Consider the following 15,643-nt stretch of genomic DNA (forward strand, 5'->3'; position numbering starts at 1 on the left):
ATCGCCACCCCGGCCGCATCCTGACCCTGCCGGCCTCCGACCAGCCCCGACCGTGGCGGTCGGGTGAATCCCACCGGACTCACCCGACCGCCACAGTCGTCCACGCGACGGCCCGCACCCGACGGCCGGGGCCGGATCGCCGGGTGCCGGATCGCTGTCGCGGTGACCGCGGACCGGGTCAGGCGCGGGTCTGCTGGCGGCCGCGCTGGGTGACGTCGGTGCGCCGGGCGGCGACGTGGCTGGTTCCGGGCCGCCACATCTCGGCCATGAGCCCTTCGGCCAGGTGCGCCTCGTCGAGGGTCGCCGTGTTCGCCAGCTGCCGGTAGTGCAGCAGCAGCCGGCGAACGCTCTGCCCGTCGTTGCTCACGATGTCGCCGGCCAGCCGCCGCGCGCACCCCAGCAGCTCGTCGTGCGGCACGACGTGGTTGACCAGGCCGAGCCGCAGCGCCTCCGCCGCGGTCAGGAAGTTGCCGGTCAACGACATCTCGACGGCCCGGCGCAGCCCGATCGACCGCGCCAGCAGGACTGTGGCCCCGCCGCCCGGCATGATCCCGAGCCGGGCATGGGTGTCTGCGAACAGGGCGCGCTCCGAGGCCACCAGGAACGTGCACTGCAGGGCCAGCTCGAGGCCTCCCGTCACGGCCACGCCGTTGACGGCTCCGATGACCGGCTTGTCGATGACGGGCAGGAACCGGAACAGCCCGTTGTCGTACCGCTCGGGCCCCTCCCCCGGCCCGCGCGGGACGGCGGAGGGCGGCACCTCGCCCGAGACCTCCTTGAGATCGACCCCGGCGCAGAACGCGGGATCGGTGCCGGTCAGGATCACCGCGTCGACGCCGGGATCATCCCCGGCCGCGGCGACGGCGTCCCACAGCGCGTGCGTGAGCGCCCGGCTGAGCGCGTTGCGCGCGGCGGGCCGGTTGAGCGTCACCGTCGTGACGCGGTCCGCGGTCTCGACTACGACGACGGGCTCGCTCTCGCCCACCACCGCCACCCCGCTTCCGTAGGTCATGGATTCACCATCGGGTCAAGGATCCACCGGCTCGGGCGGTGTCCCGCTACCGCACGGCAGCGGCGGCCGGCCCACGCACGGCCGCCGCGACCCCGCCGTCCACGAGGAGGTCGATGCCGCTGACGAAGCGCGCCTGGTCCGACAGGAGGAAGGCGACCACGTCGGCGACGTCCTCGGACTGCCCGATGCGGCCGACCGGGGTCCGTTCGACGAGCGCCTGCATGGAGCTGTGCTCCGCCGCCTCCTGCTTGCCCTGCGGCGTGTCGATGATCCCCGGGGAGAGGGAGCAGACCCGGCCGCCGAGCGGCCCGACCCGGACGGCCTCCTGCTGGGCGAAGCGCTGCACCCCCCGCTTGGCCCACGAGTAGGCCCAGCCCGAGTCCTCGACCGTGGCGCCGAGCGCGGCGTGGATCCGGTCGAGGAGGTCCGGGGCGAGCGGGTCGTCCAGCGCGGCGTCGGCGGTCGGGTGGGGTTCACCGATCGCCAGGATCGGCGCCATCGAGGCGAAGTAGACCGACGCCGTGCCGGCCGTGGTGAGCGGCCGCAGCGCCTGCGCCAGCTGCGCCGTGGCGACCAGGTCGACGGCGAAGATGCGCCGCCAGTCGGCCATGGTCGGGGAGATCCCGGCCGCGTGGGCGACGGCGCGCAGCGTGCCGAGCTCGGCGACCCGGGCGGCGAGCCGCTCCACGCCGTCGACGTCGGTGATGTCCAGGACGAACGGCTCGACGGTGGCCGAACCGGCCTTGGTGAGCTCGCCGACCACTCCGGCGACGGCGGGGTCGCGGTCCACCAGGAGCAGGACGTCCACCAGGTCGACGAGCCGGTGGGCGCAGGCCAGGCCCATGCCGCGGCCGGCCCCCGTCACGATGCCCACGGTGCTCACGGCTCGATCACCACCCGCAGCGCGCCGGCCTTGCGGTCGGCGGCGACCCGGAACGCCTCGGCGGCGTCGGCGATCGGGAACCGGTGGGTGATCAGCGTCCGGGTGATCTCGGGGTCCTTGGCGAGCATGGCCGCCGCGTCCTCCATCTCCCGACCGTTCTCATGGGCGCAGTAGCCCATGGAGGGGATGAGCCGCCCCTCGCGGTGGAACAGCGGGCTCCAGTTGACCCCGACCTTGGCTGCCAGCTGGACCCCCACGCAGACCACCGTGCCACCGGGGGCGACGAGATCGATCGCGCGGTCGAGGCCGCTGTCCGAGCCGGCGGCCTCCACGACGACGTCGTAGAGCCCGTCGTGGGCGAGCGTCGCGCCGAGCCGCTCCCCGGCCTCGGCCTGGTGGGGGTGACGCGCGTCGAGGGCGATCTCGGGTGCGCCCTGGTGCCGCGCACCGGCGACGGCGAGCAGGCCCAGCGCACCGGCCCCGACGACGGCGACCCGGGTGTTCGGCCCGGTGCCGGCGAGCCGCAGGGCGTGCCAGGAGACCGACGCCGGCTCGACCAGCGGGGCGTCGCGGACGTCGAGGCCGGCCGGGAGCGGGACGAGCCGCTCCGAGGGCACGCGGAACTGCTCGGCTATCCCGCCGTCGGCGGTCGCGCCGAGGGCCTGCTTCGTGTGCTGCACGCAGAGGTTGTACCGCCCCTGCCGGCAGAGGTCGCACACCGTGCAGCCCATGATCGCCTCGACGATCGCCGCCGACCCGTCCTCACGCACGCCCGCCAGCTCGTGCCCGATGATCCGTTGGCTGCCTAATCTGATGTACAGGAGGTCGGAGCTACAGATGCTCGCGGCCGCGATCTTCAACACCTCACCGGAGCCGGGCGGCTCCTCGAGGTCGACGACGCTGACGCCGCCGTTGCCGGCGCGTACGGCTTTCATGGGAGCTCCCTGACGGTGACGATTCGATCCGCCCTTGTCACCCGCATCACCAGAACGCTGTTCTGACCATGCGGAAACAGCTTCTTCATCGCCGGAATCGTACTCTCAGCACCCCGCCGCGGAAACGGTATCGCCGCTTCCCCACCGGCCCCGCTTTCCGGCGCCGGATCTGACCGCGAGACGTCGCCGCGCCGTCGATATGGTGGGGATCTTCCCGGACGAAACAGTCGCCCACCCGACGGCGGCGGCCGCGGGACAAGGGGCGCACGTGCGGCAACGGGCGACGGCGGTGCTCTCGGTGGCCGCACTGACCATTGCGGCGGTCTGCGGGCTCGCCGCGTGCGGGGGCGCGTCGGGCGACGCCGGCTCGGCCGGCGGCGAGGTCCGCGCCGTCGACGGGCCGGTCGACATGGGTGCCCTCAACGACGTCTGCGCCGGGAACGTGGCCCTCACCTCCGCTCCGCCCTACACCGGGCCGGCACCGCATCCGGTGGCATTGTTCAGCCAGCATCAGGGAAACGACCCCACCGGGTCGACGTTCCCCGTCCGGCTGCTCCAAGACGTGGGCCAGCCCGAGCGCGACGCCTTCCTGGCACGGCCGGCGCAGACCCAGCTCGTCGCGTGCGCCGAGCGGGACGCCCGCGAACCCACCGATGTCATCTGCCGTTTCGACATCGGCAGCCAGAAGCAGGTGCCGTTCTTCCGCACCTCGTACCGGATCACGGTGCGCGCGGCGCACACGGGGCAGGTCGTCGCCACCGTCCCGGTGAACCCGGCCGCCGCGGGGTGCCCGACCTCGGTGAAGGTCGCCTGGAGCGGCGCGGAGGTGTTCAGCGCCCCGACCGACCGTCAGATCGTCACCGCGCTGACGCCCTTCGTTTCCTGGGGCGGAACCGGGACACCGCCGGTGCCCGCGGGCCCGGAGGATGCCCCGGCCGCGGGCGGGGCCCCGGTTGTCGAGGGCTCCGTCCAGATGACGACCGGGCCGGGGGTGGACCCCGCCAGCCCCGCGGTCCGCGCCCATCTCACCTTCTGGGACGCCTTCGCCCGGGCCCAGGAAGGCGACCGCGCCGCCCTCGGCACGCTGCTGGACCAGGTCGACGGATCTTTCTTCGGCACGCTGACGACCATCCTGGACCAGAACCGCGCCATCCCGGGCCGATCCGTCCGCGGGCCGCTGCGGCTCCTGGTCACCGGGGTCTCGGCCGGGCCGGAGGGCGGGGCGGAGGGCGGAGCGGCCGCCGTGGACAGCTGTCTGGACGAGACCGGGCGGGAGACCCTGGAGCAGTCGCTGCCCACCGGGCAGATCGGCATCGCGTCCCGGATCCGGGTGAACCTTGCCCGTGACTCCACCGGCGAGTACCGGGCCACGGGCTTCGCCGATGCGCCACCGGCCCCGTGCCCACCCCCCTCCGGGCGGATCAGCTAGCCCGAGGGCGGAAACGGGTTCAGGAGGCGGAGAGGGTGACCTCGGTCGCGGGCCCGGCGAGATTGTGGTGGATGACCAGGGTGGCCGTCGCATCGGTGCCGCCCTGCGGCGTGTACTCGGGGGTGACGACGCACCGGGCGCCTGTCGGCAGGGACGCGCCCTCGCAGTCGCTCGTGTAGCTGAACGCGGCGGCGTCTGATCCCACGATCTCGACGGACGTGACGGCCAGCGGGTCGTCGCCGGTGCTCTCGACCGTCACCGGCTGGCAGGCGGAGCTGGTGCAGAACACCGTCTCCGGCGTCACGGCGATGCCGGGCTCCGGGCCGGGCGGCGTCGTCCCGGCGCTCCCCTCCAGGTTCACCTCGTTGGCGGGACCGCTGAGATTCTGGTGGATGACCAGCGTCGCGACGGCCGCCTCGCCGCTGTCCAGCGGCACGTAGCCGACGCTGAGGGTGCACTGCCCGCCGGGCGGCAGCTCGGCCTCGCAGCCCGCGTCCACGGAGAACGCATCGGCGTCGGGACCGATGATCTCGGTCGAGGTGACCCGCAGCGTGCCGGTGCCGGTGCTTTCCACGGTCACGGTCCCGGCGCACCCCGAGTCATCGCAACTCAGCGTCTCCGGGGTCACCTCGATGCCCGGCTCACCCGGCCCGCCGCTCGGCCCGCCGTCGTCCGGTGTGGCCGAGGGGTCCGTGTCCTCGGGAACCTCCGGCAGTACCTCGACCTGCTCGGACTCGAAACGGTCACCGGAGTCGTCGTCTGTCGCTTCGGCGACCACCCCGGTCGCCGGGCCGGTCACCTCCAACAGCGCGACGTTCTCCTCGGCCTGCGGGACGAGTCGGTTCGCCCCGTCCACGGAGAAGTGCAGGTTCACCGCGGCCAGCAGCGTGAACCAAGCATCCTTCAGCTCACCGGCGACCTTGTGACGAAGGATCATCAGGGTTCGGTCCGATGGGACGTCCCGCGGCAATGCAACCGATTCGCTGATCGTGAAGGTGCCGATCGGGGTCACCAGGTCACGACTCGCGCTGACGTCGATGTTGCCGTTCTCATCGATGGCGAACACGATGGGCGCGAACGGTGGCTTGTATTCGGCCTGGCAGGCACTGGCGCCGACTAGAACAACGACCGCCAGCAGAAATCCTGCGGCGCGGCGCCGACCGGCCCGGGCCACCGCCGTGAACCCGGTACGATCCTTCCGCCGCCGCCTCCTCGGCTTCGCCGCCACCGCACGGGTCTCGCCTTCCTTCGGTACGCCCGGCCTGAGATCGATGCTCACCTGAGACGTCACTGGAAGGCCCCCCGGCTGTGAGTGAACGGGCGTTTGGCGCGCGGAACCACGCTGGCCCGATGGGCCAGCGCACCCCCCCGTGGCGCGCTGGCCCGGGTTCACCGGACCGGCCGCGGCGGATGTGGCCGGCGATCCGGCTGACCGGCGCGGGTGCCGTTTTCCCACGGGGCGCTGTTTCCCCCGAAGGATGATCGGTCACGAAGATGAGCCTGATCTTTCCGGGAGCGGCCAACATCAGGGGTAGCCCTGAAACCGGGACCGGCTTCGAGTGGCATCCTCGGACAAATGTCCGCCACGGCGCTTCTCACGGATAACCACGCGAATTTCTGTGCCCTGGCAAGCGTCACCCTGACGGCCGGCGGCTACCGGGTCGTCGGTGACGCCGGACAGGATGGGCCGGACTGGCCGCGGCGGTCGCCGTCATCCCGGACATCGTGCTGCTCGTCCTGCAGCTTCCCGACCTCGACGGCCAGTCGGCAGCCGAGCCTGATCGCGTCGTCGGCGCGCCCTGAACACGTCGGTCAGTGATGTGCTCGCAGATAGGTGAGCACCGCGAGAACCCGCCGGTGATCGTCCGGTTCGGGTGCCAGGCCGAGCCGGGTGAAAATGCTGCGCACATGGGATTCGACCGTCTTCGGAGTGAGGACCAGCTGCGCACCGATCGCCTGGTTGGAACGGCCCTCGGCCATCAGCGCGAGCACCTCCCGTTCGCGGGCGGTCAGGGTGTGCAGGGGATCACGCCGCGACCGGGCGGCGATCATCAGGTCGACGACCTCGGGGTCGAGAACGCAGCCGCCCGCCGCGACCCGGGTAACGGCCTCGACGAACGCCTCGATGCCGGTCACGCGCTCTTTGAGTAGATAGCCCACGCCCCGGGCGTTCGCGCCGAAAAGCACCGGAAGGTAATGCGACTCCAGGTAGTGCGAGAGCAGCAGCACCCCGAGGTCCGGATGCCGGGCGCGCAGCTCCACCGCGCTCTCCAGCCCTTCCAGCCGGCCGGTGGGAGGCATGCGGATGTCGATGACCGCGATGTCGGGGCGTAGCGCCGAGACCGCGTTACGCAGCCCGTCGGCGTCGCTCACCTGCCCCACGACCTGGAAGTCGTGCTGCTCCAGCAGCCAGGCGATGGCCTGACGGAACAGCGGCGCGTCGTCCGCCAGGACGACCCGGGTCGGCGTCACACGCATGGGAGCACAGCTCGTATGGACGTCCCACCTCCGGCACGGTCGCCCACCGTCAGCCCGCCGACGACCGCGGCGACCCGGACGACCACGCCGACGGCCACAACACCGAGCACCACAGCCGCCCGTACTCGGTATGGACGAGCCGGCTTGTCCCCCTTGGCACCGCCCCAGCATCCCAGACCCGCCACGAAACGTCACAGACCTGACACAAGGAGATCGCACGTCTTACCGGACCCGCCGCGGGCCCAATCAAGTCGGCACGCCCCGCCGGCCACGTCTCTATGTACGGTTCCGAGCAACCGCGGCGGTTCGAGCCGTCCGAAATCCCCGGCTGTCTCCGGCGACCTCGGGGAGATTCCCGATGAGTTGAATCTTCTCAGTCCGGTGGGCGGAGGGCCGGCGGCTCAGATGGTCACCCAGAGCGGCGAAGAGGCCACTTTCAATGATCGAAAGTGGCCTCTAGCTGGTCGGGGTGGCGGGATTCGAACCCACGACCTCTTCGTCCCGAACGAAGCGCGCTACCAAGCTGCGCCACACCCCGCGACCGTGGCTCAGTGTACTAGACGCAAGGATCCGAGTGGCGTGCCGGGGTGCCCCGGTTTTCGGAACGGTCCACCGGGCCGGCACCGGCGCTCCGCCGGCTCGCCCGCCCTCCAGCCCGCCCTCGGGACCGCCGGCCTGCCCTCCGGGGACGGCACGGATCAGCGACGTTCGGTGAGCGTGAGCAGCGTTGCCTCCGGGCGGCAGTTGAAGCGGAACGGGGCGAACGGTGAGGTACCGAGCCCGGCGGACACGTGCAGCCAGGAGTGCCGCCCGCCCGCCGCGTGCCGCGACAGGCCCCAGGCCCGCTCCCGGCCGATGCCGCAGTTGGTGACCAGCGCGCCGTAGCCGGGCAGCCGGATCTGTCCGCCGTGGGTGTGGCCGGAGAGGATGAGGTCGACCCCGTCCGCCGTGAAGGCGTCCAGCACCCTGGGCTCGGGGGTGTGTGACAGGCCGAGCGCCAGCGCCGCGCCCGGCTCGGGCGGGCCGGAGACCAGGGCGAGCCGGTCGCGGCGCAGGCGGGCGTCGTCGACCCCACGCAGGTCGAGGGTGCGGCCCCCCATGTCGATCGTGCCCCGGATGTTGGTCAGCTCACGCCAGCCGCTGGCCGTGGCGAGCGCGCGGGCGAAACCCGCCCAGTCGAGCGCCGGGCCCTTCGGCCCGGGCGTGTACGTGCGTTCGAGATAGCGGTGTGGGCTGCGCAACGTTGGTGCGTGGTAGTCGTTGTTGCCCGGCACGAACAGGCCGGGGAAAGTGAAGAGCGGGTCGAGCGCGGCGAGCAGCGGGGCCTGGGCCCGGGGGTGCGAGAGCACGTCGCCGGTGAGCACGACGAGGTCGGGGACCAGCCGGGCCAGATCCGACAGCCAGGCGAACTTGCCGTGCTGGTTCGGGGTGACATGCAGGTCCGAGATGTGCAGCAGGCGCAGAGAGGTACTTCCCGGCGCGAGAACCGCCACCTCGCGCCGGCGCAGGGTGTAGGCGGTCCGCTCGTAGACGCCCGCGTAGAGCGCGGTGCCGAGACCCGCGGCCGCGAGCCCCGACACCGCGCGGACAGTTCCCCGGCTCGGTCGCATCGGTCGCATCGCTCCAGTCTCGCCCAGCCGCACGACGGCCCGGCTGCCCGGTGCCACGCCCGCGGACGTGTCCGACCACCCCGGCGGACAGGTCCCGCCACCCCGGCGGACGTCCCCGGTCGCGTCGGCGCCGTCTACCAACGGCCGCACCGGCGCGAACCGGACCAGCGGCTGCACCTGAACGGAAACCGCGTGGCCGCCGGTGCGGGCGGGCCGTAGGCTCGGCGACCATGAACACACTCAAGGAGCGGCTGCGCGAGGATCTCACTGTCGCCATGCGAGCACGTGACGACCTGCGCCTGTCGACGCTGCGCCTTGCCCTCGCCGCGGTGAAGGACGCGGAGGTCGCCGGCACCACCGCCCGGGAGCTCGACGACGCCGAGGTCGAGAAGATCCTGGCCCGGGAGGTCCGCAAGCGCCGGGAGGCCGCGGAGGCGTTCGCCGCCGCCGGGCGGCCCGAGCAGTCCAGCCGCGAGAACGCCGAGGGTGACGTTCTCGCCGACTACCTGCCCAGCCAGCTCGGCGAGGACGAGCTGCGAGCGATCATCGACGAGGTGATGGCCGAGCTCGGGCTCACCGGCATGAAGGCGATGGGCCAGGTGATGAAGGCCGCGCAGGCTCGCATCGCCGGCCGGGCGGACGGGAGGCGGGTGTCCGAGCTCGTCCGCGCGCGGCTGAGCGAGTCCTGACAGCCGGATCCCGCCGCGCCGCGCCGGCCTTCAGTTCCGGAGCTGGTTGCGCAGGTCCGGCAGCCTCGGGATGCCTGCGCGGCCGTCCCCCGCCGGTGGGGCGGCGGGCTGGCCGGGGCGTGCGCCGGCGCCGTTCGGCAGCAGCACCGCGCCGGTGAGGCCGCCGGACACCTGGAGCACCACCTCGGTGTCCATGGAGACCTCCCCCCCGGGCTCGGGAGCCATGCCGACGACGATCCCGGGCGGGGCCACGTGCGGCACGGTCTCCGAGCGGACCCGGAATCCCAGCGAGCGCAGGGCGTACTCGGCCGCCTGCTGGCTCTGCCCGCGGACGTCCGGCAGGGCCTTCTTGGGCACCTGCGGCTGGGTGTTGTCCGGCGCCGGCAGTGGCATGACGGGCAGCGCCAGGCCGTCGATCGTGCGCGTCATCGTCCGGGCCCAGATCTGGGCCGGGAATCCGCCGCCGAACACCACACGGCTGGTGAGCACGTTGCGAAGCTGATGAGTCGTCGGGCCGCGCGGGTCGGCGAGGGTGACCGCGGTGGCCAGCTGCGGGATGAAACCGGCGAAGGACGCCGTGCTGAATGCCTCGGCCGTTCCGGTCTTGCCCGCCGCCGGACGTCCGATCTGCGCGTTCCCGGACGCGGTCCCGTGGTTGATGACGCCCTGGAGAACCGAGGCGACGGTGTCCGCGATCCCGGGGGCGAGGACCTGTTCGCATGGCTTTCCGGTGTTGAAGGCCAGCGGACGGTCAGCCGTCCCGACGCGCTGTGTGATCGAGAGCACTGTGCGGGGATAGCAGCGGTTTCCGCGGGCGGCGAGCGTCGCGTAGGCGGTGGCGAGGTCCAGCGTGCTGATCTCGTTCGAGCCGAGGATCGCAGAGCCGTCGACCGGTCCGATCCCCCCGCCCCTGCACTCGGGGTCGTTCTCTTCGTTCGGCCGGATCCGGCAGGAGGAGACGCCTAGCCGGCGGGCCATCTCGGCGGTCTTCATGACACCGAGACGCTCGGCGAGCTGGATGTAGTAGGTGTTGACCGAGTTCCAGGTCGCCGTGGTGAGGGAGTAGAAGCCGTCCTCGCTCGGGTCGGCGTTGCTGTAGCAGTTCTTCCCGCCCGGATCGGGGTTGGGGAAGCGCTCCGAGCGATAGCACAGCGGCGAGTGGAAGGTGGTCGACAGCGGGATGTTGTTCTCCAGCGCGGCGGCCAGTGTGAAGACCTTGAACGTGGAGCCGGGCGAGAACGAGTCGGGGTCGACCGGGTAGATCTCCTTGGTGTGGACGAAGTCGGCGGTCAGCGCCGGCGGCTGGTTGTCGTCCGGCGTGCCGTAATCCCGGTTCACGGCGAGCGCCAGCACGTTGCCGGTGCCCGGCTGCACCATCGCGACGCCGGCGGCGACCCGGTTCCCGGTGGGGATCACCTCGCGTGCGGACGTCTGCGCCGCGCCCTGCGCGACCGGGTCGAGCGTGGTCCGGATGGTGAGCCCGCCCTCGAACAACAGCCGGCGGGCGTCCTCGGGGGTGGCGGCGAACGTCCGGTCGGCCAGCAGCACCTGGCGGACGTAGGAGCAGAAGAAGGGGGCTGAGGAGTCCTGGCAGGCGTCAGGTGACCGCGCCGGGCGGTTGAGGACGAGTTCCTCGGCCCGGCCCGCCTTCCACGCGGCGGCGTCGAGGTGGCCGAGCTCGCGCATCCGGTCGAGGACGATGTTGCGGCGTTCCCTGGCGGCCTGCGGGTGAAGCGCCGGGTTGTACGCGGTGGGGTTCTTCACCAGGCCGGCCAGCATCGCCGACTGGGTGACGCCGAGCTGGCTGACGTCGATGTTGAAGTAGTGCCGGGCGGCCGCCTGGACGCCGTACGCGCCGTCGCCGAAATAGGCGATGTTGAGGTACCGCTCGAGGATCTCGTCCTTGGTGAGGTGTTCTTCCAGATACAGTGCGTAACGGGCTTCGCGGAGCTTGCGGTCGACCGTCTGCTCGGTCGCGGCCGCCTTTTCCTCCGGTGTCCGGGCGGAGGCCAGCAGGACGTTCTTCACGTACTGCTGGGTGAGGGTCGATCCGCCCTGGGTGACCCCGCCGGACTCCTGGTTGGCGAGGTACGCGCGGATCATTCCGCGGTAGTCGACGCCGGTGTGCTCGTAGAAGCGCGCGTCCTCGATGTCGATCATCGCCTGGCGCATCTGCGGCGGGACCTTGTCCAGGGTGACGATCTCGCGGTCCTGCTCGCCGCGCAGCACCGCGATCTGGTTTCCGGCGGCGTCCAGGATGCGTGAGGGCTGGGCCAGCGGGGGGACGGTCAGATTCGCGGGGAGAGAAAGGAAATGGTCCGCGCCGCCCTTGGCGGTCACGCCGGCCAGGCCGATGACGGGCAGCGCGAGCATGCCGACCAGAACGCCCGCCACCACGCTGGTGGTGAGGACGCCGAGCAGCCGTTTCGGTGTGACTCGGCGGCGGCGCGCCGAGTCGGGCCCGATATGCCGTGAGGCTGGGCCGGAGGCCGGCGCGGACAGGCCTGATTGCCACGTGGACCGCGCGTCGGCCGCGCCGCGGAGTTTCGACCGGATCACGCCTGGACCCACCGTGGCGCCGGGAACGCTCCGAACACGGCGTGCACGGGGTACGCGGGGAACACGGGGAACGGCTGGGTGCACGGAACGCCCCGGGGCTCGGTCCCGGCTTCGGCGACCGGCGCTTCACCGGTGTTTCGGCCTGGTATGAACACTGAGCCCGGGACCCCCTGCTCGAGTCCTCCGCTGCCGTCGACGATGCCCGCCTTCGTCAGGTGCCCGCACCGGCCGCGGCCGAGGCGCTGATCCAGTACTGCGCTGACCCAAACACCGTGCCCGCCCGGGGCCCGCCAGTCCAGGACTGTGGTCCCGCACACTGCCCGCCCGGGACCACACGGGCACACACGGCAAGGCGTCCGAACGGCTACCTCATCGAGCTAAGACTACGACGCCACAGCAAGGTCACGGTTGCGTCACCGAAGTGACACACGGGCGTCACAGATCGCACTACTGCGGCGATCGGGATCAATGGCCCGGACTAGTCATTTGGACAACCACCCGTGTGGGGTCTGTGCCGTGGCCACGCCACTCCGTACGGTTTCGGTTCAACGCCACGTCACCACCCGCACGGGCCCCCTGACCCGGACTCGAGAAGAAAGGCAGGTGGCATGACCAGTAGCCTGACCCCACCCGTCAGCCTGTCACGCCGTACCAGTACGACCGGGCTCGTCGGCTCCACCACCGACGGCGACTGGACGGCCCACGCCGCCTGTCGCGACCTCGACCCGGATGAGCTCTTCGTCCAGGGAGCGGCCCAGAACCGGGTGAAGACCAGGTGCTTCGGGTGCGTCGTGCGCACCGAGTGCCTGGCGGACGCCCTCGACAACCATGTCGAGTTCGGCGTCTGGGGAGGAATGACCGAGCGGGAGCGCCGCGCGCTGCTCCGCCGCCGTCCGGACGTCACGTCCTGGCGGAAGCTGCTCGCGGACGCCCAGGCGGATCACCGCTCCGCGTCCGCCGGCTAGCCCGGCCTCGAGCCCTCATCCGGAGGTGTCCGACGACAGCGGGGTCGAGCGGACACCACCACCCCGAACGTGACACCAGCAGTACACAGTTGTTTCCATCCGAGTCGCGTATAGCCCGGATGGGCGGTGAAGTCTCCACCAGTGGCGCTGGTCCCCCGCAACATCCCGGGCAACACGTTCCTGTGTATGGCCCGGACGGGCGGAGGCCCTCCTTGGACCCGGGTTCACATCGCACCGGCGCGATTCCCGGGGCCGTCATCTCAGTGCGTCAAGCCAGTTCAGTGCGTTGAGTCAGTGCATCGAGCGAGTGCATCGAGTTCCGTACGCGGTCCCCGACGGGTCCCGCGGAACGACCCTTCGTGCCTACGGCAGGACCCCGCCAGGTGCCTACGCCAGCCACCTCCACGTCGGCCTCCCCCAGAACACGCGCCGCGCGCTCCCACCCGCCGTTCCCCGGCCGGTCAGCCGGCCGCCGCGGCCCGTTCGTCCCCGGCGAGCGCGCGACCGATCTCCCGCAGCCCGGCCAGGTCGTGGACGTCCTCGGACAACGCCTCGACCTCGACGAGTGCCGTGTCCGGATGGGCACTGGTGAACCGTTCACGCAGCCGGACCTCACGTTCGGCGAGCCGCGCCCGGTCGGCGTGGATACGCAGCACAGCCGCGGCCAGCGGATGCTCGCCGTGGTCGGTGAGATTCTCAGCGGCGGCCAGCCCCCGCTCGACGGTCAGCGCGGAGGCGGCGCAGAAGTGCATCCTGTTGACGATCAGTCCCGCGAGCGGCATGCCGTCCGCGTCGAGCCGGTCCACGAAGTAGGACGCCTCCCGCAGCGCGGCCGCCTCGGGCGCCGCGACCACCACGAAAGAGGTGCCGGGCGCCGCGAGCAGGCGGAACGTCTCGTCGGCGCGGGCCCGGAAACCGCCGAACATCGTCTCCAGCGCGGCCACGAACTGGCTCACGTCGGCCAGCAGTTGCGCGCCGAGCACCTTCGTGATGACCCGGGTGAACATGCCCAGGCTGGCTCCGATGACCTTCGCGTACGCCCGGCCACCGGCCTTCGCGGGCGCCAGCAGCAGGCGCAGCAGGCGCCCGTCGAGGAAGTCGCCGAGCCGGTTCGGCGCGTCCAGGAAGTCCAGCGCCGAACGGGTCGGCGGGGTGTCGACGACGATCAGGTCCCAGGAGCCGCTGGCGTCGAGCTGCCCCAGCTTCTCCATCGCCATGTACTCCTGCGTACCGGCGAAGGACGACGACAGCGACTGGTAGAACGGGTTCGCCAGCAGCGCCTCGGCCCGTTCGGGCGTGCTGTGGTCGAGGACGATCTCGTCGAACGTCCGCTTCATGTCGAGCATCATCGCGTCGAGACGGCCACCGGCGGCCGGGTCGACCCCCGCGACCTCGCGGGGGTTGTTGTCGAGCGCGGTCAGGCCGAGCGACTGCGCGAGGCGCCTGGCCGGGTCGATCGTCAGTACCACCACGCGCCGGCCACGCTCGGCGGCGCGCAGCGCGAGCGCGGCGGCGGTCGTGGTCTTGCCGACCCCGCCCGACCCGCAGCACACGATGATCCGCTCGGTGTCGAGCATGGCGTCGACGTCCAACCGCGGGACCCCGAGCGGATGCGGACGCGGCCGCGGCCGGCTCGGCGCCGTCCGCTGACCCCGTCCCGTGGCCCTACGGGCCCCGGTCGCCTTCCGCGGCGATCCGGGCGTCGCCTTCGCCCGCCCCGTGGTGGTCTTCTTCCCCGCAGCGCGTGATCCCGTAGCGCGTGCCCCCGCGGCGCGGGTCGGCTTCCCGGCCGTCGCGCCGGAACCACTCTCACCGGCGCCATCGCCGCCACCGGACGGCGGCCCGCCACCGGCCCGCCCGCGGCCGCCCGTGGAGCCACCGGCCGGGTCCATGCCGGTGGTCGGGTCCATGCCGGTGGTCGGGTCAGCCGGGTTCTCGCCCGCGGGGGTCATGCCACCATCCGCTGGGCTCGGAGCATCTCGGCGAACCGGTAGAGCGAACCGAGATCCACGCCGTCCGCCAGCAGCGGCACCTCGTAGACCGGACGTCCCAGCGCGGCGATCTCGGCACGTTGCGCCGTCTCCAGCGCGACCCGCTCGGCGTGCTGCGCGGCCTCCCAGGCCAGGTTCGAGATCAGTTCCTCGGTCGGCTCGATGCCGGTCTCCTTGATGCCGGTGGCCAGTTCCTCGCGGTCGAGCTGGCCACGCCGGGCCAGGTCGAGATCGCCGGGGGCGAGCAGCGGGCTGCGCACCATGTTCACCACCACCGCGCCGACCGGCAGGCCCACCTCGCGCAGCTCCCGGATGCCGTCCACCGTCTCCTGGACCGGCATCTCCTCGAGCAGGGTGACCAGGTGGACCGCCGCCCGCTCGGGCGCCAGCACCGCCATCACGCTGTCCGCCTGTGCCCTGATCGGGCCCATCCGCGCCAGCCCCGCGACCTCCGCGGTGACGTTCAGAAAACGGGCGATCCGGCCGGTGGGGGGCGCGTCGAGCACGACCGCGTCGTAGGCGAGCCCACTCGGACGGGTGCCGTCCGGCCGGTTGACGGCCTCCTTCACCTTGCCGGTGAGGAGCACGTCACGGACACCGGGGGCGACCGTGGTGGCGAAGTCGACGGCGCCGATGCGGCCGAGCGCCCGACCCGCGCGGCGCAGGTTGTAGAACATCTCGAGGTACTCCAGCAACGCCTCGTCCGCGTCGATGGCCAGCGCGAAGACCTCGCCGCCGCCGGGCGCGCTCGCCACCTTGCGCTCACGGTAGGGCAGCGGCGGGGTATCGAAGAGCTGGGCGATCTGCTGGCGCCCCTCGACCTCGGTCAGCAGCACCCGGCGCCCCCCGGTGGCCAGCGCGACGGCCAGCGCGCCGGCGATCGTGGTCTTTCCCGTGCCGCCCTTGCCGGTGACGATGTGCAACCGACAGTCCCAGGGGCCGGCGGTCGCCGCTGGCGCGTTGTCGTCACCGGTCACGTGCTCGACCGTACCCGTGGGCCGCCGATCCGGACTGCCACGCCCCGGACCCTCGTCACGGCGGCCACACCGCCTACCCAACCGGGTGGCGGTCCGCGGATGCTCTAGGGTCCAT

12 protein-coding genes and 1 tRNA gene are annotated in these 15,643 nt (G+C 72.1%); 3 read left to right on the plus strand and 10 right to left on the minus strand.

Going from position 1 to position 15,643, the window contains the following annotated elements; genetic code table 11:
• Window positions 1–178: 178 nt before the first annotated feature.
• The 3 genes from FMEAI12_RS27545 to FMEAI12_RS27555 are packed head-to-tail and all read right to left on the minus strand — an operon-like array spanning window position 179 to window position 2,830.
• Window positions 179–1,012, minus strand: a complete 834-nt coding sequence (locus tag FMEAI12_RS27545) for an enoyl-CoA hydratase (RefSeq protein ID WP_112108378.1) — start codon at window positions 1,010–1,012, stop codon at window positions 179–181.
• A gap of 46 nt (window positions 1,013–1,058) precedes the next feature.
• The gene (locus tag FMEAI12_RS27550) at window positions 1,059–1,895 is read right to left on the minus strand and encodes an SDR family oxidoreductase (protein WP_112108379.1); all 837 of its coding nucleotides are present in this window, start codon (window positions 1,893–1,895) and stop codon (window positions 1,059–1,061) included.
• A complete protein-coding gene (locus FMEAI12_RS27555) occupies window positions 1,892–2,830 on the minus strand; it encodes a zinc-binding dehydrogenase (protein WP_071060338.1) in 939 nt (312 codons plus the stop codon). The genes FMEAI12_RS27550 and FMEAI12_RS27555 overlap by 4 nt, the downstream gene beginning before the upstream one ends.
• A 268-nt stretch (window positions 2,831–3,098) precedes the next feature.
• Between FMEAI12_RS27555 and FMEAI12_RS27560 the strand changes: the two genes are divergently transcribed.
• The gene (locus FMEAI12_RS27560; protein ID WP_235014640.1) at window positions 3,099–4,259 is read left to right on the plus strand and encodes a hypothetical protein; all 1,161 of its coding nucleotides are present in this window, start codon (window positions 3,099–3,101) and stop codon (window positions 4,257–4,259) included.
• Between the two features lie 19 nt (window positions 4,260–4,278).
• On the opposite strand, the gene FMEAI12_RS27565 is transcribed toward FMEAI12_RS27560, so the two are convergent.
• From FMEAI12_RS27565 to FMEAI12_RS27585, 4 genes are all read right to left on the minus strand, one after another.
• A complete protein-coding gene (locus tag FMEAI12_RS27565) occupies window positions 4,279–5,538 on the minus strand; it encodes a choice-of-anchor D domain-containing protein (RefSeq protein WP_235014642.1) in 1,260 nt (419 codons plus the stop codon).
• Between the two features lie 533 nt (window positions 5,539–6,071).
• Window positions 6,072–6,737, minus strand: coding sequence for a response regulator transcription factor (locus tag FMEAI12_RS27575; protein WP_012157783.1), 666 nt, complete (start codon window positions 6,735–6,737; stop codon window positions 6,072–6,074).
• Window positions 6,738–7,198: 461 nt separating this feature from the next.
• A tRNA-Pro gene (locus tag FMEAI12_RS27580) sits at window positions 7,199–7,275 on the minus strand.
• A 160-nt stretch (window positions 7,276–7,435) separates the two neighbouring features.
• Window positions 7,436–8,347, minus strand: coding sequence for a metallophosphoesterase (locus FMEAI12_RS27585; protein ID WP_112108399.1), 912 nt, complete (start codon window positions 8,345–8,347; stop codon window positions 7,436–7,438).
• Between the two features lie 230 nt (window positions 8,348–8,577).
• Between FMEAI12_RS27585 and FMEAI12_RS27590 the strand changes: the two genes are divergently transcribed.
• Entirely contained in the window at window positions 8,578–9,036 is a 459-nt protein-coding gene (locus FMEAI12_RS27590) for a GatB/YqeY domain-containing protein (RefSeq protein WP_112108381.1), read from the plus strand.
• Window positions 9,037–9,066: 30 nt separating this feature from the next.
• Here FMEAI12_RS27590 and FMEAI12_RS27595 read toward each other — a convergent pair whose 3' ends face one another.
• Window positions 9,067–11,409, minus strand: a complete 2,343-nt coding sequence (locus tag FMEAI12_RS27595; protein WP_200835434.1) for a penicillin-binding protein — start codon at window positions 11,407–11,409, stop codon at window positions 9,067–9,069.
• Between the two features lie 794 nt (window positions 11,410–12,203).
• On the opposite strand from FMEAI12_RS27595, the gene FMEAI12_RS27600 reads away from it, so the two are divergent.
• A complete protein-coding gene (locus FMEAI12_RS27600) occupies window positions 12,204–12,560 on the plus strand; it encodes a WhiB family transcriptional regulator (RefSeq protein WP_071066206.1) in 357 nt (118 codons plus the stop codon).
• A gap of 461 nt (window positions 12,561–13,021) precedes the next feature.
• Here FMEAI12_RS27600 and FMEAI12_RS27605 read toward each other — a convergent pair whose 3' ends face one another.
• Both FMEAI12_RS27605 and FMEAI12_RS27610 read right to left on the minus strand, forming a co-directional pair.
• Window positions 13,022–14,512, minus strand: coding sequence for an ArsA-related P-loop ATPase (locus FMEAI12_RS27605; RefSeq protein ID WP_235014644.1), 1,491 nt, complete (start codon window positions 14,510–14,512; stop codon window positions 13,022–13,024).
• Window positions 14,509–15,528 (minus strand): ArsA-related P-loop ATPase, encoded by a 1,020-nt coding sequence (locus tag FMEAI12_RS27610; RefSeq protein ID WP_071066205.1) that lies wholly within the window; start codon window positions 15,526–15,528, stop codon window positions 14,509–14,511. Before FMEAI12_RS27610 ends, FMEAI12_RS27605 begins: the two co-directional genes overlap by 4 nt.
• Between the last annotated feature and the right edge of the window lie 115 nt (window positions 15,529–15,643).

The sequence above is a fragment of the Parafrankia sp. Ea1.12 genome (assembly GCF_900465275.1).
Lineage (GTDB): Bacteria > Actinomycetota > Actinomycetes > Frankiales > Frankiaceae > Parafrankia > Parafrankia soli.